This is a genomic window from Streptomonospora salina (assembly GCF_014204715.1).
GTDB lineage: Bacteria > Actinomycetota > Actinomycetes > Streptosporangiales > Streptosporangiaceae > Streptomonospora > Streptomonospora salina.
In genome coordinates this window covers 1057844-1075170 of sequence record NZ_JACHLY010000001.1, presented here as the reverse complement: position 1 = coordinate 1075170, position 17327 = coordinate 1057844, and the positions used below count along the sequence as shown (strand labels likewise).

14 protein-coding genes are annotated in these 17327 nt (G+C 72.8%); 10 read left to right on the top strand and 4 right to left on the bottom strand.

Annotated features, from left to right (window positions below; genetic code table 11):
• Window positions 1–166: 166 nt before the first annotated feature.
• A complete protein-coding gene (locus HNR25_RS04875; RefSeq protein WP_184633531.1) occupies window positions 167–2146 on the bottom strand; it encodes an acyl-CoA dehydrogenase family protein in 1980 nt (659 codons plus the stop codon).
• A gap of 292 nt (window positions 2147–2438) precedes the next feature.
• Here HNR25_RS04875 and HNR25_RS04870 point away from each other — a divergent pair, with 292 nt between their 5' ends.
• The 6 genes from HNR25_RS04870 (at window position 2439) to dapB (ending at window position 8429) form a co-directional block, all read left to right on the top strand.
• Window positions 2439–2930 carry a GNAT family N-acetyltransferase gene (locus HNR25_RS04870; protein WP_184633530.1) on the top strand — a complete coding sequence of 164 codons (492 nt, stop codon included), beginning with the start codon at window positions 2439–2441 and terminating at the stop codon, window positions 2928–2930.
• A gap of 224 nt (window positions 2931–3154) precedes the next feature.
• Window positions 3155–4360, top strand: a complete 1206-nt coding sequence (egtA, locus tag HNR25_RS04865) for an ergothioneine biosynthesis glutamate--cysteine ligase EgtA (RefSeq protein WP_184633529.1) — start codon at window positions 3155–3157, stop codon at window positions 4358–4360.
• A 139-nt stretch (window positions 4361–4499) separates the two neighbouring features.
• A complete protein-coding gene (gene egtB / locus HNR25_RS04860) occupies window positions 4500–5858 on the top strand; it encodes an ergothioneine biosynthesis protein EgtB (RefSeq protein WP_184633528.1) in 1359 nt (452 codons plus the stop codon).
• A complete protein-coding gene (egtC, locus tag HNR25_RS04855; protein ID WP_184633527.1) occupies window positions 5858–6601 on the top strand; it encodes an ergothioneine biosynthesis protein EgtC in 744 nt (247 codons plus the stop codon). The genes egtB and egtC overlap by 1 nt, the downstream gene beginning before the upstream one ends.
• Window positions 6602–6614: 13 nt before the next feature.
• Window positions 6615–7577, top strand: coding sequence for an L-histidine N(alpha)-methyltransferase (gene egtD / locus HNR25_RS04850; RefSeq protein WP_184633526.1), 963 nt, complete (start codon window positions 6615–6617; stop codon window positions 7575–7577).
• A gap of 108 nt (window positions 7578–7685) precedes the next feature.
• Window positions 7686–8429: a 4-hydroxy-tetrahydrodipicolinate reductase gene (gene dapB, locus HNR25_RS04845; RefSeq protein WP_184633525.1), complete on the top strand. Its 744-nt coding sequence runs from the start codon at window positions 7686–7688 to the stop codon at window positions 8427–8429.
• A 51-nt stretch (window positions 8430–8480) separates the two neighbouring features.
• Here dapB and HNR25_RS04840 read toward each other — a convergent pair whose 3' ends face one another.
• The 3 genes from HNR25_RS04840 to HNR25_RS04830 form a co-directional block, all read right to left on the bottom strand.
• Complete coding sequence (locus HNR25_RS04840; protein WP_184638838.1) at window positions 8481–9233, bottom strand: MIP/aquaporin family protein; 753 nt, start codon at window positions 9231–9233, stop codon at window positions 8481–8483.
• Between the two features lie 286 nt (window positions 9234–9519).
• Window positions 9520–10401 carry a 1,4-dihydroxy-2-naphthoate polyprenyltransferase gene (locus tag HNR25_RS04835; RefSeq protein WP_184633524.1) on the bottom strand — a complete coding sequence of 294 codons (882 nt, stop codon included), beginning with the start codon at window positions 10399–10401 and terminating at the stop codon, window positions 9520–9522.
• 113 nt (window positions 10402–10514) lie between these two features.
• Complete coding sequence (locus HNR25_RS04830; protein ID WP_184638836.1) at window positions 10515–11057, bottom strand: GNAT family N-acetyltransferase; 543 nt, start codon at window positions 11055–11057, stop codon at window positions 10515–10517.
• A gap of 199 nt (window positions 11058–11256) precedes the next feature.
• Here HNR25_RS04830 and HNR25_RS25650 point away from each other — a divergent pair, with 199 nt between their 5' ends.
• The 4 genes from HNR25_RS25650 to HNR25_RS04810 all read left to right on the top strand — a co-directional run bounded on the left by HNR25_RS25650 (window position 11257) and on the right by HNR25_RS04810 (window position 17310).
• Complete coding sequence (locus tag HNR25_RS25650) at window positions 11257–11634, top strand: phage holin family protein (RefSeq protein WP_184633523.1); 378 nt, start codon at window positions 11257–11259, stop codon at window positions 11632–11634.
• Window positions 11635–11990: 356 nt separating this feature from the next.
• Complete coding sequence (gene dapA, locus HNR25_RS04820; protein WP_184633522.1) at window positions 11991–12968, top strand: 4-hydroxy-tetrahydrodipicolinate synthase; 978 nt, start codon at window positions 11991–11993, stop codon at window positions 12966–12968.
• Window positions 12965–14650, top strand: coding sequence for a ribonuclease J (locus tag HNR25_RS04815; RefSeq protein ID WP_184633521.1), 1686 nt, complete (start codon window positions 12965–12967; stop codon window positions 14648–14650). The genes dapA and HNR25_RS04815 overlap by 4 nt, the downstream gene beginning before the upstream one ends.
• Before the next feature lie 143 nt (window positions 14651–14793).
• Window positions 14794–17310 carry a DNA translocase FtsK gene (locus HNR25_RS04810; RefSeq protein ID WP_184633520.1) on the top strand — a complete coding sequence of 839 codons (2517 nt, stop codon included), beginning with the start codon at window positions 14794–14796 and terminating at the stop codon, window positions 17308–17310.
• Window positions 17311–17327 lie beyond the last annotated feature (17 nt).

Here is a 17327-nt window from a genome sequence, read left to right as displayed (position 1 = left end):
CGGATATGGGAAGCGCTTTCCAGTGCTCGGAAACGCACGGGAGTACCATGATCGTGTCAACGACACGTGGTCGGGCGATTACGTATGGATGTCCTCGTCCGTGCGTACGCGGGTTGCTGTCGGCCGGTCGCCGCCCCCGGTGCGCCGGCTCCGGCCCGGGTGCCTCTCAGCCCTGCGCGGCCGCGGTGCGCTCGCGCTGCTCGCGCTGGCGGCGCTCCTCCTCGCCCAGCGCGATGGGCGCCGCCAGCCACTCGTCGGGGAACCCGAACGCCTCCACGAGCGTCTGCGCGTGCGGGCGCAGGCGCGCACACAGCCGGTCGACCTGCTGGGTGAGGGCCTTGGCGCGGGCGGCGGTCAGCCGCTCGTGCTCCAGGAACCAGGCGCGGTCCTCCTCGACCGCCGAGAGCACGAACAGGTCGCACACCGCGTTCAGCAGTTCGCGGGTGGACGCGTCGGGGCACCGGTCGATCGCGGCGACGAAGGCCTCCAGCACCACGCGCTCCATGTGCGCCCGGGCGGCCGACAGCACGTGGTCCTGGGCCTCGTTGAACACCTCCCAGGCCTGCGGGTCCGACGACGGCCCGGCCCGGCGCAGCCGCCGCGCGAGCCCGTCCAGGGTGTGCTTCTCCCGGTCTTCCAGCAGCCGCAGCTGCCACCCGCGGTCGTACAGGTCGGATTCGTCGCCGCGGCCGGGCGCGGCGTTGACCAGCCGCTCGATCAGCGAACGGGCGGCGGTGCGCTCGATCACCGCACCCAGGAACCGCCCGGCGGCGAAACGCGCCACGCCCAGCGGGTCCAGCTCGCCGAACTCCTGGCGGTAGTCGGTCAGCAGGCCCTTGGCGACCAGCTGCAGCAGCACCGTGTTGTCGCCCTCGAAGGTGGTGAAGACGTCGGTGTCGGCCTTGAGCTGGGGGATCCGGTTCTCCTGGAGGTAGCCCGCGCCGCCGCAGGCCTCACGGCAGGTCTGGATCGTGCGGGTGGCGTGCCAGGTCGACAGCGCCTTGATCCCGGCGGCACGCGCCTCCAGTTCGCGCTGGCCGCGCTCGTCGTCGCCGGCCCCGCCGCCGTGGCGTTCGTGCAGGGCGCCCACCAGCTCCTCCTGGGCGAAGTGCAGGGCGTAGGTGCGCGCCAGCGCCGGAAGCAGCCTCCGCTGATGGGCCCGGTAGTCCAGCAGCGCGACCTCCTCGCCGGTGTCGGGCCGGTCGAACTGGCGGCGGACGTCGCCGTACCGGACCGCGATCTCCAGCGCCGCCTTGGTGGCGCTGCCCGCGCCCCCCGCGACGCTGATGCGGCCGCGCACCAGCGTGCCGAGCATCGTGAAGAAGCGGCGGTTGTCGCTGTCGATGGGGCTGGAGTAGGTGCCGTCGGCGGCGACGTCGCCGTAGCGGTTGAGCAGCGCTTCGCGGGGAACGCGCACGCCGTCGAACCACAGCCGGCCGTTGTCCACGCCGTTGAGTCCGGCCTTGGGGCCGCAGTCGCCGATGCGCACACCGGGCGTCACAGCGCCGCCGGCGTCGCGGATGGGCACCAGGAGCGCGTGCACGCCGTGGCTGCGGCCCTCGGTGATCAACTGGGCGAAGACGACGGCCATGCGCCCGTCGCGGGCCGCGTTGCCGATGTAGTCCTTGCGGGCGGCGTCGTCGGGCGTGGTGACGACGAACTCCTCGGTGGCCGGGTCGTACTCGGCCGTGGTGCGCAGCCCCTGAACGTCGGAACCGTGTCCGGTTTCGGTCATGGCGAAGCAGCCCGGAAGATCCAGCGACATCACCCGCGGGAGGTAGGCGGCATGGTGGCGGGCGGTGCCCAGCGCCTGGATCGCCCCGCCGAACAGCCCCCACTGCACACCGACCTTGACCATCAGGGACAGGTCGCACACCAGCATCTCGAAGGCGACCACCGATCCGCCGACGTCGTCGGAGCCGCCGTACTCGGCCGAGAACCCGTAGCCCGACATCTTCCCGCCGGCGATCGCGGTGATCTGGTCCAGCACGCGCTCGCGGTGCTCCTCCACGCCCATTCCCGCTACGGGGCGGAACCGCTCGCCGCGCAGCCGTTCGCGCGCCAGCTCGCGCACGCGCCGCCAGCGCCCGTCCAGCAGGGCGCGCAGCTGCGCGGGGTCGCCGGTGAGTGCGTCGGCGTCGGTCATGGGGCCCCCTTCCGCGGCCGGTCGAGGCCCGTGGGCCTCCCGCACCGTCGTACCACGCCACGCCGCCGCCGGCGCAGGCGGCGCACCGCCGTCGTCGGGCGATTCGCACGAAGATGCGGCGGGATGTCGTAGAACCCGCTTCCCGAGGGAAAGGTAGGAACCACGTGGAAATCATCCTTCTCCGCCCGTGTGCGGGACGCACCGGCGTCCGGACGGGCGGCGGATGCGGCGGCGACGAGCACGGCGCGCCGGGCCGCGCGGTCCGGCGCCGTCGGAACGAGGGGGTGTGCGGATGGAGACCCAGCAGCGTCCGGACGTGGAACAGGCCGACGCCTCCCACATCGAAGCCATCGTCGACCTCGCCGACCGGTGGCGCCGCGATTACCGGCGCCACGCCCCCGGATTCCGGGACCCTGCCCCCGACGCCCGCGAACGCCACCGCGCCCGTGTCGGCGCGATCGTCGCCGACCGCCGGAGCGGACTGGCCCTGGTGGCCACGCGCGGGTCGGAGCCGGCCGGGTGCCTGCTGGCGGTGCTGGGCCCGGCCGCCGACGTCTACGCCCCCGGCGGCGAACTCGCCCGTATCGACGACTTCTGGGTCGCCGATCCCGCCGACTGGTGGGGCGCGGGCGCCGCGCTCCTGGAAGAGGCCCGCCCCCGGCTCAGGGCACTGGGCGCGGCCCGCATCGTCGTCGAGGCCGGCGGCCACGACTCGCCCAAACAGGCGTTCCTGTGGCGCTCCGGCCTCACCCTGGCCTCCGAGCGCTACCAGGCGTCGCTCTAGCGGGAGTCCGCCGCGCCCGGCCGGTGGACCGCCTCCGACCGTCGTGCCGCAGCGGCCGCCGGGTGCGGATCCGCCGAGGGCGGGGGAGGCGGGCCGACGTGCCGGTGCGGTACCGGGCCGGCGCCGCACCGGCCCCGCCCGGACACGTCGCGGAGCCGGCGATGTTGAAAACCGGCGCACCGGGGGCAGGGATAGTGCCACGTCCGAGACACGGAGGATGCGCCATGTCCTACATCACCGCGAACGACGTGCAGAACTACATCCACGGCATCTGCTTCAAAACCGGCCCGCCCGGACGCGTCGGAGCCGAAACCGAATGGCTCGTCCGCGACCCGCTGCGCCCCCGCGAACCCGTACCACTGGCCCGGCTGTCGTCCCTGGTCGAGGCGATCGGGACACTCCCCGGCAACAGCACCGTCACCTTCGAACCCGGAGGGCAGCTTGAGCTCAGCTCGCCGCCCCTCCGCGGCCCCGGGGCCGCCCACACCGCCCTGGCGCGCGACCTCGCTCTGATCCGCACGCGGCTGCACGCCGCCGGCCTGGTCCTCGACGGAAACGGCCTGGATCCGCGGCGGCCCCCGGTCCGCCAGCTCACCCTCCCGCGCTACACCGCGATGGAGGACTACTTCCACTCCGCCGGATGCGCCACCGGCCCGCTGATGATGTGCAGCACCGCATCGCTGCAGGTCTGCCTGGACATCGGCGCCGACACCGCCGACGCCGCACACCGCTGGCGGCTGGCCAACCGGCTCGGGCCGCTGTTCGTCGCGGCCTTCGCCAATTCGCCCATCCACCGCGGCCGCGCGACCGGCTGGCGCTCCACCCGCTGGGCCATCTGGGACGCCATCGACCCCACCCGCACCAGCCCCGTCGCCTCCGGCGACCCCGTCGCCGCCTGGACCGGCTACGCCATGCGCGCCCGGATCATGTCGATCCGCGACGACACCGGGTCCTGGGTCGTCGACCCCGGCATCGCCTTCGGCGAATGGCTGGCCCGGCACCGGCCCCGCCCGCCCACGCACGACGACCTCGTCCACCACCTCAGCACCCTGTTCCCGCCGGTACGGCCGCGGGGATGGCTGGAACTGCGGATGATCGACGCGCCGCCCGCCCGCTGGTGGCCGGTGCCCATCGCCGTAGCCGCGGCGCTGCTGGACGATCCGGGGGCCGCCCGGACCGCCGCTGAAGCCGTCGACCGCCTCGGCGGGGGCGCCGACCCCGGCCGCCGGCTGTGGGAACGGGCCGCGCGCGCCGCACTGACCGATCCCGCCCTCGCCGAATGCGCACGCACCTGCTTCGCCGCCGCGTCCGAGGCGCTGGGGCGGATGGACGCAGCCGACCTGGTCGGCGTCGTCGACGAGTACCGCGAGCGCTTCATCGAGCGCGGGCGCTGTCCCGCCGACGCGCAGCGCCTGGACATGGCCGCCTGACACCGCCTTCGTGACACCGGTTTCCGCACCGCTCTCCGCACCGCATTCCCACGCCGCATCTCGACCGCCGCCGCGGGACCTGCGCCCAGCGCCCGGACCGGACGCGCCGGGCGCCGCCCGCGGCAGGGAGGAGACCGCCATGACCGCCGACCCCACCGCCGAGCGTGCCGCAGCCGAGGATCTGCGCAGCCGCATCGCCGCCGAACTCGACACCGGACGCGCCCGCAGCGTCGGCCTCACCCTGGAGGCCCTCGACGAGGCCGAGCTCGTCACCCAGCACTCGCCTCTGATGTCACCGCTGGTATGGGACCTCGCCCACGTCGGCAACTACGAGGAGCAGTGGCTGCTGCGCGCCGCCGCCGGCGGCCGGGCGCTGCGCCCCGACATCGACGTCCTCTACGACGCGTTCGAGAACCCGCGCGCCGAACGCGTCGCCCTCCCCCTGCTCTCGCCCAGCGAAGCCGAGGACTACAACGCCCGCGTGCGCGACCGCGTGCTCGACAGCCTGGACCGCGCCGCCCTCCACTCCGACGACCCGCTGCTGGGCGGCGGATTCGTCTACCACATGGTCATCCAGCACGAGCACCAGCACGACGAGACCATGCTCGCCACCCACCAGTTGCGCGGCGGAGCCCCGGCGCTGCAGGACCCGCCCGCACCGCCCGCGCCGGGCGCCTACACCGGCCCCGGCGAGGTGCTCGTCGACGCCGGGCCCTTCACCATGGGCACCACCGCCGACCCCTGGGCCTACGACAACGAACGCCCCGCCCATACCGTCGACCTGCCGCCGTTCTGGATCGACGCCCGCGCCGTCACCAACGCCCAGTACCTGGAGTTCGTCGCCGACGGCGGCTACGACGACCCCCGCTGGTGGAGCGAGCGCGGCTGGGACTGGCGCACCGGTTCGGGCACGAGCGCGCCCGCCTTCTGGGCCCGCGACGGCGGCGCCCGGGTGCGGCGCCGGCTGGGCCGCGTGGAACCGCTGCCCCTGGACGAGCCGGTGCAGCACGTGAGCTTCTACGAGGCCGAGGCCTACTCCCGCTGGGCCGGCAAGCGCCTGCCCACCGAAGCGGAGTGGGAGAAGGCCGCACGCTTCGACCCCGCCACCGGCGACTGCCGCCGCTTCCCCTGGGGCCCCGACGAGCCTGAGGCCCGCCACGCCAACCTCGGCCAGCGCCTGCTGCGGCCCGCCCCGGCCGGAACCCACCCGGCCGGGGCCGCCCCCTGCGGCGCGCTGCAGATGCTCGGCGACGTGTGGGAGTGGACCTCCTCCGACTTCACGGGCTACCCCGGATTCGCGGCCTTCCCCTACCGCGAGTACTCCGAAGTGTTCTTCGGCGGCGACTACAAGGTGCTGCGCGGCGGCTCCTGGGCCACCCACCCCACCGCTGTGCGCACCACCTTCCGCAACTGGGACCACCCCGTCCGGCGCCAGATCTTCACCGGATTCCGCTGCGCCCGCGACGCCGGAGGCGGCACCGGAAACCGGGAGGACTGATGTGCCGCCACCTCGCCTATCTCGGCGCGCCCCGCACCCTGTACACGCTGCTCTACACCGACCCGAACGCGCTGCACGCCCAGTCCTACGCGCCGCGCAAGCAGCACCACGGCACCGTCAACGCCGACGGGTTCGGCGCCGGCTGGTACACCCCGGACCGCGCCGAGCCGCTGCGCTACCGCCGCGCGATGCCGATCTGGGCCGACGCGTCCTTCGCCGACGCCTCCCGCGCCGTCACCGCCGCCTGCGCGGTGGCGGCGGTACGCGACGCCACCCCCGGATTCGGCAGCGACGAATCCTGCGCCCAGCCCTTCCGCGGCGACACGTGGCTGTTCTCCCACAACGGCGCCGCCGAGGACGACGAAGCCCTCGCCGCCGGCCTCGGAACCCCCGCACCGCCGGGCGCCCTCGACGCCCGCACACCCGTGGACTCCGCGCCGCTGTTCGCTGCGGCGCTGCGCCACTGGCGCGCCGGCGCCGGCCTGGGGCCGGCCCTGGCACGGGTGGTCGTCCAGGCCCGCGCCTGCTCGGCCGGGCGCTACAACCTGCTCGCCTCCGACGGCGACCGCCTGGCCGCGACGGCCGACGGCGACACCCTCTACGCCCGCCACGGCGCCGACGGCGTGTGGCTGGCCTCCGAACCCCTCGACGACGATCCCGCCTGGCAGGAGATCCCCGACGGCTGCCTGGTCACCGCCGACCGGGGCGGCCTGCACACCCGCCCGATCACCGCAGCCACCTGAGGACGGAGGGTCCATGCTGCGCATCGACCACCACCTGACCGCCGACGACCTCGCGAAAGCGCTGCGGAGCGACGCGGCCGAAGGGCTGACCTCCAGTCCCAAGTCGCTGCCGCCCAAATGGTTCTACGACGAGCGCGGAAGCGAACTCTTCGAGGAGATCACCCGGCTCGCCGAGTACTACCCGACCCGGGCCGAGAGCCGGATCCTGCACGAGCGCGCCGGCGAGATCGCCGCCGCATCCGGCGCCGACACGCTGGTGGAACTGGGAGCGGGGTCGGGAGACAAGACCCGGCTGCTGCTGGACGCCCTCGACGGCGCCGGTACTCTGCGCCGGTTCGTCCCCGTCGACGTCAGCGGCGAATTCCTCGGCGCGGCCGCCGCCGCGATCGGCGGTTCCTACCCGGGCCTGGAGGTGCACGCCGCCGTCGCCGACTTCGAACGCCACCTGCACCTGTTGCCCTCCGGCGGCCGGCGGCTGGTCGCCGTCCTGGGGTCCACCCTGGGCAACCAGCCGCCCGCAGCCCGGGTGTCCTTTCTCGGCGACCTGCACAGCGGATGCACCGAAGGCGACACCCTGCTGCTGGGGGTGGACCTCGTCAAGGACCCCGCGCGCCTGGTCGCCGCCTACGACGACCCCGGCGGCGTCACCGCCGAGTTCAACCGCAACGTCCTGCGCGTGCTCGACCGCGAGCTGGACGCCGACTTCGCCCCGGACGGCTTCGACCACGTCGCCGTGTGGGACCCCGGCGCCGAGTGGATCGAGATGCGGTTGCGCTCGCGCGCCCGGCACAGCGTCCGCGTCGCCGCACTCGATCTGACCGTCGGCTTCGCCGCGGGCGAGGAGATGCGCACCGAGATCTCCGCGAAGTTCCGCCGCGAGCGCATCGAGGCCGAACTCGGCGCCGCCGGGTTCGCCCTGCAGCGGTGGTGGACCGACAGCGCCGGGGACTACGCCCTGCTGCTGGCGCGGCCGTAGGGCGCCCGCGCCGCCCCGGCCCGCCCCGCTCGCTGCGCCGGGCCCCGGCCCGGGCGGCGGGGCGCGCCGGGCGGACCGGGGCGGCGCGGGCTCCGGTACGGTATCCCCGTGATCAAGGTAGGAGTGTTCGGCGCCCGCGGGCGCATGGGATCCGAAGTCGTCAAGGCGGTCGAAGCGGCGGCCGACACCGAGCTGGTCGCCGCGGTCGACGACCCGTCCGAACGCGGCGATGTCCGCGGCGCCGACGTCGTCGTCGACTTCACCCACCCCGGCGAGGTCCTGGCCAACGTCCGCTGGCTCGCCGAGAACGGCATCCACGCCGTCGTGGGCACCAGCGGCTTCGACGACGCGCGCCTGGCCGAGGTGCGCGAGGCACTGGCCGCCAACCCCGGCCCCAACGTGCTGATCGCGCCCAACTTCGGCATCGCCGCCGTGCTGATGATGAACTTCGCCGCCAAGGCGGCGCCCTACTTCGAGTCCACCGAGATCGTCGAGCTGCACCATCCCAACAAGGCCGACGCGCCCAGCGGGACCGCCTACCGCACCGCCGAGATGGTCGCCCAGGCGCGGGAGCGGGCCGGCGCCGAGCCGATGCCCGACGCCACCGCCTCCGAGATCGCCGGCGCCCGCGGCGCCGAGGTCGCGGGAGTGCCGGTGCACGCGCTGCGCATGACCGGGATGATCGCCCACCAGGAGGTCGTCTTCGGCACCCACGGCGAGACGCTGCGCATCCGGCACGACTCCATGAACCGCGAGTCGTTCATGCCGGGTGTGCTGCTGGGTGTCCGCCGGGTCGCCGACCTGCCCGAGCGGGTGACCGTGGGGTTGGAGCCGTTGCTCGGCCTGGACTAGGAACCCGCGGAGCCGGCGGCCGGGCGCCCCGCCCGGCCGCGGCAGCGGGGTCTACACCGCGAAACCCAGCAGCACGAAGGTCTGGGCGGCCAGCACCCCGCCGAGGAGCGGCGCCACGATGGGCACCCATGCATAGGACCAGTCCGAACCGCCCTTGCCGGGGATGGGCAGCAGCTGGTGCGCGATGCGCGGCCCCAGGTCGCGGGCGGGGTTGATGGCGTAGCCGGTCGGTCCGCCCAGCGACAGCCCGATCGCCAGCACCAGGAAACCGACCAGCAGGGGAGCCACCCCGGTCCCGAACAGGTCGGCGAGGGTGCCGTCGCCGGATGCGCCCAGCGGGTTCATGTTGGCGTTGATGCCCAGGATCCCGAAGATCAGCATGAAGGTGCCGACGACCTCGGTGATGAAGTTGGCCGGGATGCTGCGCACCGCGGGAATCGTGCTGAAGACGCCGAGTTTGGCCCCGGCGTCGTCGGTATCGCGCCAGTGCGGAAGGTAGGAGAGGTAGACCACCACCGAGCCGAAGCAGCCGCCGGCGATCTGCGCCGCGAAGTAGCCGGGCACCAGGCTCCAGGGCAGCTCGCCGATGGAGGCCATGCCCAGGGTGACGGCCGGGTTGATGTGGGCGCCGCTGTACTGTCCGACGGTGTAGACGGCCATGGCCACCGCGAGGCCCCACCCGAACGTGACCACGATCCAGCCGCCGCCGGCGGCCTTGGAACGCGGCAGTGTGACACCGGCGACGACGCCGCACCCCAGCAGCGTCAGGATCGCCGTTCCGACGAACTCGGCCAGATACACCATGATGACCTCCGCCGTGACGCCGCCGCGGCCGGGTGGGACGCGGAACCGGCTGCGGGCGGTGTGGTCGCCTCCCGCGGCCGCGGTGGGCCCGCACTCCGGGGTCGGTGCGGAACGCTGCACAGAGTGTGATTCAAGTCACATTCCATGTCAATGGTCGTGGCGGCGGTGGTGCCGGGGACCGCGGAGGCCGGGGCGTACTAGGCATTTCCGTTCGCGGCCCGCGGTAAACGGACGGATCGCCGCGGGGCGTCGGGCCGCGGCGCCCCGCGCGCAGCTGCTGCGCGGTTCAGCCGAGTGCGCCCAACGCCAGGCCCGCCGTGAACAGGGCTCCGAACACCAGTTGCAGCCGGCCGGTCTCACCCAGGCCCGCCACCAGGCCGGCCCCTTCCTGCCCGCCGAGTACCCGGCGCACCGGCGGCACCGCCGCCGGCAGGGCCAGCAGCACCAGCGCCGCCCACCAGGTCGCGGCCGCCGTCGCGAGGCCGCCCGCGAAGGCGCCCGCGACGCACCCCGCGTACAACCGGCGCGTTCCCGCATCGCCCAGACGCACCGCCAGCGTGTACTTGCCCGTCTGCGCGTCGGTGTCCAGATCGCGCACGTTGTTGATCACCAGCACCGAGCACGACAGCAGCCCCACCGGGACCGCCGCCACCCACCCCTGCCACGGAACCGTTTCCAGCTGCACGAACACCGTGCCCACCACCGCCACCAGGCCGAAGAAGACGAACACCGACAGCTCGCCCAGCGCCCGGTACCCGTACGGGCGCCGGCCGCCGGTGTAGAACCACGCCGCCACGATCGCCACAGCGCCCACCAGCAGCAGCCACCATGCCGTGGTCACCGCAAGCACCAGCCCCAGCACCGCCGCCGCCGCGAAACACGCCCACGCGGCCGACAGCACGCGCCGAGGCGCCGCCAGCCGCGCGGCCGTCAGCCGGGTGGGGCCCACCCGCTCCTCGGTGTCGGTGCCGCGGATCCCGTCGCTGTAATCGTTGGCGTAGTTCACGCCCACCTGCAGCGCCAGAGCCACGCCCGCCGCCAGCAGCGCCTTCCACCACACGGCGCCGCCGGCACCCACCGCCGCGCCGGTACCCACCGCCACGGGGACGATCGAATTCGGCAACGTGCGGGGACGCGCACCCGCAACCCATTCGCTGACCGTGGCCACCGTCGGCTCTTCCTCCTCGCACCGGCCGCCCCGAGCGGTGCGCCCGAGGCCGGGGATCCACGTTAGCGCCGCCGGAGACCGCGGAAACGCAGGACGTGCCCGACGACGCCCGGTCAGGCGCTGATGGAGGCGTGCATCCGCACCATAGGAAGCGGCACCCCCAGGTTCAGGTCCCGCGTGGTGCCGTCGGCGCGCCATCCGGCCGCTTCGGCGAAGGTGCGCAGCGGGTTGTCCCGCTCCAGCACCCACAGCAGCGCGGCGTGGAAGCCGTCGTCGATCAGGTGGTCCACCGCGGCGTTCAGCAGCCGGCTGCCGTTGCCCTGGCGGGTGTGGTCGGGGTGCACGTGCAGCGCATAGACCTCGGCGTCGGTGCCCGGCCAGCAGTCGTCGTCGGCGGCCGGGCCGATCGCGGCGAATCCCACCACGGCGCGCTTGTCGGTGGCGACCAGCAGCCGGTGCCGGGAAGTCGGCGGGGAGGTCAGAGCGGCCTGCCACTGCTCGCGGAAGCGTGCGGCGGCCTCGTCGCTGCCGATCTCGCGGCGCACCGGTTCCGGCAGCAGCGGCCCGTACATCGCCTGCCACGCGGCGACCTGCACGTCGACCACGGTGTCGACGTCCGCCTCCCGTGCGGACCTGACAAAGCGCTCCGTCGACACCGCTACGCCCTCGATTCGTTCGCGTTCCACCGGTCGGCGCGCCCCGGCCAGGCAGGCGGCGCGCCACGCATGCTTTCAGCCGGTCGCGGCCCCCGGCAAAGCCGGGACCCCGTTCCGGCCTCAGGGAAAACCCGGGATCTGCCCGCACTACGACGCGGCTGCGTTCACCGTGCGCCGCGAGCATGGCAGCATCGTGCGGGTGAGCATCATCATCAGAATCCTCATCAACGCCGTCGCCCTCGGCGCGGCGGTCTACCTGATCGACGGGCTCAACGTCGACACCGCGTCCATGGGCGAGACGGCCGTGGTCTACCTGGTCCTCGCCATCATCTTCGGCGTGGTCAACGGAGTGATCAAGCCGATCGTCAAAACGGTCGGATGCGCCTTCTACATCCTGACCCTGGGCCTGATCTCCCTGGTCGTCAACGCACTGCTGCTGTTGCTGACCGCATGGATCGCCGGAGTGCTGGGCCTGTCGTTCACCATCGACGGGTTCGTCCCGGCCGTGCTCGGCGCGATCGTCGTGGCCGTGGTCAGCTGGGTGCTCAGCCTCGTGCTGCCCGGTGACGACGACTGACCGACCGCGGCTCTGCACCGTCCACAGCGGTGGCCCGGGACGCGTCCCGGGCCACCGCTTCCTATGGCCGCCCGGCGGTCGGCGCACGGCGGTGATGCACAGCGGCGAACCCGTGTACCCGGCGCGGCCCGGCGCCGCTGATCCGGGGCGGCGCTGCCCACTGCGCTGCGGATACCGGCCGGATCCCTATGGCGGAAGTACGGGCGGCAGGCCTGATGAGCCGGAGAGCGCCGCGTTCCGGTCCCCGCCGCACCCGGCGCCCAACAGGTCGGGTCATGGGTGAAAGAGACGGAAAATCCAGCTTCGGGGAAGGTCGCATGGGCGCAGGTGGCGCCGCGGCGCGATACGTTTTCCCTATGTCAGGCAGCACTTCGCCGAGCGCGCCTTTCGGCCAGATGTTGACCGCGATGGTCACACCCATGCAGGAGGACGGCGACGTCGACTACGACGGCGCCGCCCGCCTCGCTACCTACCTGGTCGATGAGCAGCGCAATGACGGCCTCATCATCAGCGGTACCACTGGAGAGTCGCCGACCACCAGTGACGAGGAGAAGGACCGGTTGCTGCGCGCCGTGCTGGATGCCGTCGGCGACCGGGCCGTGGTCGTGGCGGGCGTCGGAACCAACGACACCCGGCACAGCATCAGGCTGGCCCAAAGCGCCGAACGGGCCGGCGCGCACGGTCTGCTCCTGGTCACCCCGTACTACAACAAGCCCCCGCAGGAGGGGCTGCTCCGGCATTTCACCGCGATCGCCGACGCCACCGAGCTGCCGGCGATGCTGTACGACATCCCCCAGCGCACCGGTACCCCGATCGCGTCCGAGACCCTGGTGCGGCTGGCCGAGAACCCCCGCATCGTGGCCAACAAGGACGCCAAGGACGACCTCGGCGCCAGCTCCTGGGTGATGGAGCGCACCGACATGGCCTTCTACTGCGGTTCCGACATCCTCAACCTGCCGCTGCTGTCGGTGGGCGCGTCCGGATTCGTCAGCGTCGTGGGCCACATCGTCGGCTCCGACCTGCACGACATGCTCGACGCCTACCAGGAGGGCGACGTCGCTCACGCTCTGGCCATCCACCGGCGCCTGACCCCGGTCTACACCGGGATCTTCCGCACCCAGGGCGTCATCACCACCAAGGCCGTGCTGAACATGTTCGGCCTCCCCGGCGGCCCGGTGCGCACTCCGCTGGCCGACGCCTCGCCCGAGCTCCAGGCGCTGCTGCGCGAAGACCTCGCCGCGGCCGGCGTCAAGGGCCCGATCGGACTGGCGCCCCACCAGGAGGTGCCGGGCAGCGTGGTCGGCGTCGAACGGCTGACGGAAGGATCCGCATGAGCCATCCACATCCCGAACTCGGCCATCCGCCGCCGCTGAACGACGACGACCTGCGCGTCGTTCCGCTGGGCGGCCTGGGCGAGATCGGCCGCAACATGACGGTCTTCGAGTACCGCGGGAAACTGCTGATCGTCGACTGCGGCGTGCTCTTCCCCGAGGAGGAGCAGCCCGGAGTCGACCTGATCCTGCCCGATTTCGACTTCGTCCGCGACCGGCTCGACGACGTCGAGGCCATCGTGCTCACCCACGGCCACGAGGACCACATCGGTGCTGTGCCGTTCCTGCTGCGCGAGCGCCCCGACATCCCGCTGGTGGGGTCGCGCCTGACGCTGGCGCTGCTGTCGGCCAAGCTCGGCGAGCACCGGATCAAGCCCGAAACCGTGCAGGTGGGCGAGGACGAACGCCGCTCCTTCGGGCCTTTCGATCTGGAATTCCTCGCGGTCAACCACTCCATCCCCGATGCGCTCGCCGTGGCGATCCGCACCGAGGCCGGCACCATGCTGCACACCGGCGACTTCAAGATGGACCAGCTCCCGCTGGACGGGCGGCTGACCGACCTGGCCGGATTCGCCCGCGTGGGCAGCGAAGGCGTCGACCTGCTGCTGGCCGACTCCACCAACGCCGAAGTCCCCGGGTTCGTCACCAGCGAGCGCGACATCGCTCCGGTCGTCGACAAGGTCTTCGACGACGCCGACCAGCGCATCATCGTCGCCTGCTTCGCCTCGCACGTGCACCGCGTCCAGCAGGTGCTCGACTCGGCCAAGGCGCACGGCCGCAAGGTCGCCTTCGTCGGCCGCTCGATGGTGCGCAACATGAACATCGCGCGCGATCTGGGCTATCTGACCGTGCCCGAGGACCTGCTCGTCGACGTCAAACAACTCGACGACCTGCGCCCGAACGAGGCCGTGCTGGTCTCCACCGGTTCCCAGGGCGAACCGATGTCGGCGCTGACCCGGATGGCCAACCGCGACCACCAGATCCGCATCACCGAGGGCGACACCGTCCTGCTGGCCTCCTCGCTGATCCCGGGCAACGAGAACTCCGTCAACCGCGTCATCAACGGCCTGACCCGCTGGGGCGCGAAAGTGGTGCACAAGGGCAACGCGCTGGTGCACGTCTCCGGCCACGCCCCCGCGGGCGAACTGCTGTACGTGCACAACATGGTGCGGCCGCGCAACTTCATGCCGGTGCACGGCGAGTGGCGGCACATGCGCGCCCACGCCCGCATCGCCGAGAGCGTCGGGCTCGACCGGGACCGCATCTGCCTGGCCGAGGACGGCGTGGTCGTCGACCTGCACAAGGGCCGGGCGAGCATCACCGGCAAGGTGCGGGCGGGCTACGTCTACGTCGACGGCACCTCGGTCGGCGACGTCACCGAATCCGCGCTCAAGGACCGGCGCATCCTCGGCGAGGAGGGGTTCATATCGGTCATCGTGGCCGTCGACTCCACCTCCGGAAAGATCGTCGGTGAGCCCGAGATCCATACCCGGGGCGCCGGTATCGACGTCGAGGCCTACGACGAGATCATCCCCAAGATCCAGGATTCGCTGGAGCAGGCGGCCTCCGACGGCATCACCGACCCCCACCAGCTGCGCCAGCTCGTGCGGCGCGGGGTCGGGCGCTGGGTCAACGAGACCTACCGCCGCCGGCCGATGATCGTCCCGGTGATCGTGGAGATCTGACCCGTCGGCCCTCGGCCGGGTCGGCGGTCCGCCCGCCGGCCGCGGCCCGCCGGCCGCCCGCATGAGCGTCGCGGCCCGGCGGCGGCGACACACCGGTCCGGGGGGTGGCGACCGGCGGGCCGCGCGGCTGTAAGCTGCCCACTATGGCCACCCGTGCGCCCAAGACCCCCCAAGGATCCGGCGGCGGAGCGTCCCGGGGCGGCGGCACGAAGAAGAAGGCGCCGGCGCGCACGACCTCGTCGAGGGCCTCCGCCCAGCGCTCCCGCTCCGCCGCGGCCAAGCGCCCTCCGGCCGGCGCCGACGGCCCCATCTCGCTGCTGTTCGTGTGGACCGGGCGCGGTCTGCTGCTGGTCTGGCGGCTGATGGCCCACACGGTCGGCGGGCTGGCCCGCGCCATCGGCCGCAGCGCCCGCGAACTGGACCCCGACCTGCGCCGCGACGGGCTGGGCCTGGTGCTGCTGGCGCTGGGCCTGCTCATCGCCGCCGCGGTGTGGTGGGAGACCGAAGGTCCGCTGCCCGAAGCCACCCGCACCGTCGTCGTCGGCGCCTTCGGCGCTTTCTCCCCGGTGCTGCCGCTGCTGTTCCTGCCGTTCGCCTGGCGGCTGATGCGCACACCCGGCTCCGGCGAGACCGACGTCGGCCGGTTGTTCATCGGCTCCACCGCGCTGCTGGTGGGCCTGCTCGGGCTCATCCACATCGGCCACGGGATCCCCTGGCCCTCCGACGGAGCCGAAGAGGTGCGCCGCGCCGGCGGCATCATCGGCTTCGCCGCCTCCGGCCCCCTCAGTCTGCTGATCACCCCGTGGATCACCGGGCTGCTGCTGGGGCTGGTCCTGCTGTTCGGGCTGCTGGTGGTCACCGCCACCCCCGTGCACCGGATCCCGGAGCGCCTGAGCGCCCTCTTCGGCGGTCTGATGGAGCGCGAGGGCGGCCCCGACGCCGGGACGGACATCCTCGACACGCCCAAGGACACCGGGGGCACGGCCGAAAAACCCAAGCGCAAGCGCAAGCCGCGCGAGGACGCCCCCCGCGCGGCGGAGAACGGCGCCGGCGCGGCCGGCGCCAACGAGCGCCCCTACGACACCCCGGTGGTGGAGGCCAAGGACGGCCACGCGTCCGTCCCCGACCACACCCCTCCTCCCGAGGCCGCCGAGCAGCTGTCCCTGCCGCCGCGCGTCGTCGACGGCGACTACGAGCTGCCCCCGCCGCCGATGCTCGATCCGGGAACCCCGCCCAAACCGCGGACCCAGGCCAACGACACCGTGGTCGAAGCGCTCAACGGCGTCATGGACCAGTTCAACATCGACGCCGAGATCACCGGGTTCGCCCGCGGGCCGACGGTCACCCGCTACGAGATCGAGCTGGGCCCGGCCGTGAAGGTCGAGAAGGTCACCGCGCTCACCAAGAACATCTCCCTGGCCGTCAAGAGCGCCGACGTGCGCATCCAGTCGCCCATCCCGGGCAAGTCGGCCATCGGTGTGGAGATCCCCAACGCCGACAAGGACATCGTCAGCCTCGGCGACATCCTGCGCTCGTCGGTGGCCACCGCCGACGAGCACCCGCTGGTCGTGGGCCTGGGCAAGGACATCGAGGGCGCCAACGTGGTGGCCAACCTCGCCAAGATGCCCCACGTGCTGGTGGCCGGCGCCACCGGAGCGGGCAAGTCGACCTGCATCAACGGACTGATCACCTCGGTCATGATGCGGGCCACCCCCGACGAGGTCCGGTTGATCCTGGTCGACCCCAAGCGGGTCGAACTGACCATGTACGAGGGCATCCCCCACCTGATCACGCCGATCATCACGAGCCCCAAGAAGGCCGCCGACGCCCTGCAGTGGGTCGTGGGCGAAATGGACCGCCGCTACGACGACCTGGCCGCCTCGGGGTTCCGCCACATCGACGACTTCAACGCCGCGGTGCGCGCCGGCGAGCTGACGGCCCCGCCCGGCAGCGAGCGCGTCTACGAGCCCTACCCCTACATGGTCGTCATCGTCGACGAGCTGGCCGACCTGATGATGGTCGCCCCGCGCGACGTCGAAGACGCCATCGTGCGCATCACCCAGCTCGCCCGCGCCGCGGGCATCCACCTGGTCCTGGCCACCCAGCGCCCCAGCGTCGACGTGGTCACCGGGCTGATCAAGGCCAACGTGCCCTCACGGCTGGCCTTCGCCACCTCCAGCCTCTCCGACAGCCGCGTCATCCTCGACCAGCCCGGCGCCGAGAAGCTCGTCGGCAAGGGCGACGCGCTGTTCCTGCCGATGGGTGCCGGAAAGCCCATCCGGCTGCAGAACGCGTGGGTCACCGAGAAAGAGATCCGCGGGATCGTCGACCACTGCAAGCAGCAGGCCGGGCCCAGCTACCGCGACGACGTGGGCACCGCCGAGGCCAAGAAGAAGGAGATCGACGAAGAGGTCGGCGAGGACCTCGACCTGCTGCTGCAGGCCATCGAACTCGTGGTGACCACCCAGTTCGGGTCGACCTCGATGCTGCAGCGCAAGCTGCGGGTGGGCTTCGCCAAGGCCGGGCGGCTGATGGACCTGATGGAGAGCCGCGACGTGGTCGGCCCCAGCGAGGGCTCCAAGGCGCGCGACGTTCTGGTCCAGCCCGACGGCCTGCCCGGCGTCCTGGCGCAGGTCCGCGGCGACACGCCCGAGGAGTGAGCCGGCGCCTGCGCGCC

What these genes read in the sequence shown, in the direction of transcription:
- egtD (WP_184633526.1), top strand. Translation starts at nt 6,615, where the DNA reads ATGCTGCGCATCGACCACCACCTGACCGCCGACGACCTCGCGAAAGCG.
- HNR25_RS04810 (WP_184633520.1), top strand. Translation starts at nt 14,794, where the DNA reads ATGGCCACCCGTGCGCCCAAGACCCCCCAAGGATCCGGCGGCGGAGCG.
- HNR25_RS04815 (WP_184633521.1), top strand. Translation starts at nt 12,965, where the DNA reads ATGAGCCATCCACATCCCGAACTCGGCCATCCGCCGCCGCTGAACGAC.
- egtB (WP_184633528.1), top strand. Translation starts at nt 4,500, where the DNA reads ATGACCGCCGACCCCACCGCCGAGCGTGCCGCAGCCGAGGATCTGCGC.
- HNR25_RS04870 (WP_184633530.1), top strand. Translation starts at nt 2,439, where the DNA reads ATGGAGACCCAGCAGCGTCCGGACGTGGAACAGGCCGACGCCTCCCAC.
- egtC (WP_184633527.1), top strand. Translation starts at nt 5,858, where the DNA reads ATGTGCCGCCACCTCGCCTATCTCGGCGCGCCCCGCACCCTGTACACG.
- egtA (WP_184633529.1), top strand. Translation starts at nt 3,155, where the DNA reads ATGTCCTACATCACCGCGAACGACGTGCAGAACTACATCCACGGCATC.
- HNR25_RS04840 (WP_184638838.1), bottom strand. Translation starts at nt 9,233, where the DNA reads ATGGTGTATCTGGCCGAGTTCGTCGGAACGGCGATCCTGACGCTGCTG.
- dapA (WP_184633522.1), top strand. Translation starts at nt 11,991, where the DNA reads ATGTCAGGCAGCACTTCGCCGAGCGCGCCTTTCGGCCAGATGTTGACC.
- HNR25_RS04875 (WP_184633531.1), bottom strand. Translation starts at nt 2,146, where the DNA reads ATGACCGACGCCGACGCACTCACCGGCGACCCCGCGCAGCTGCGCGCC.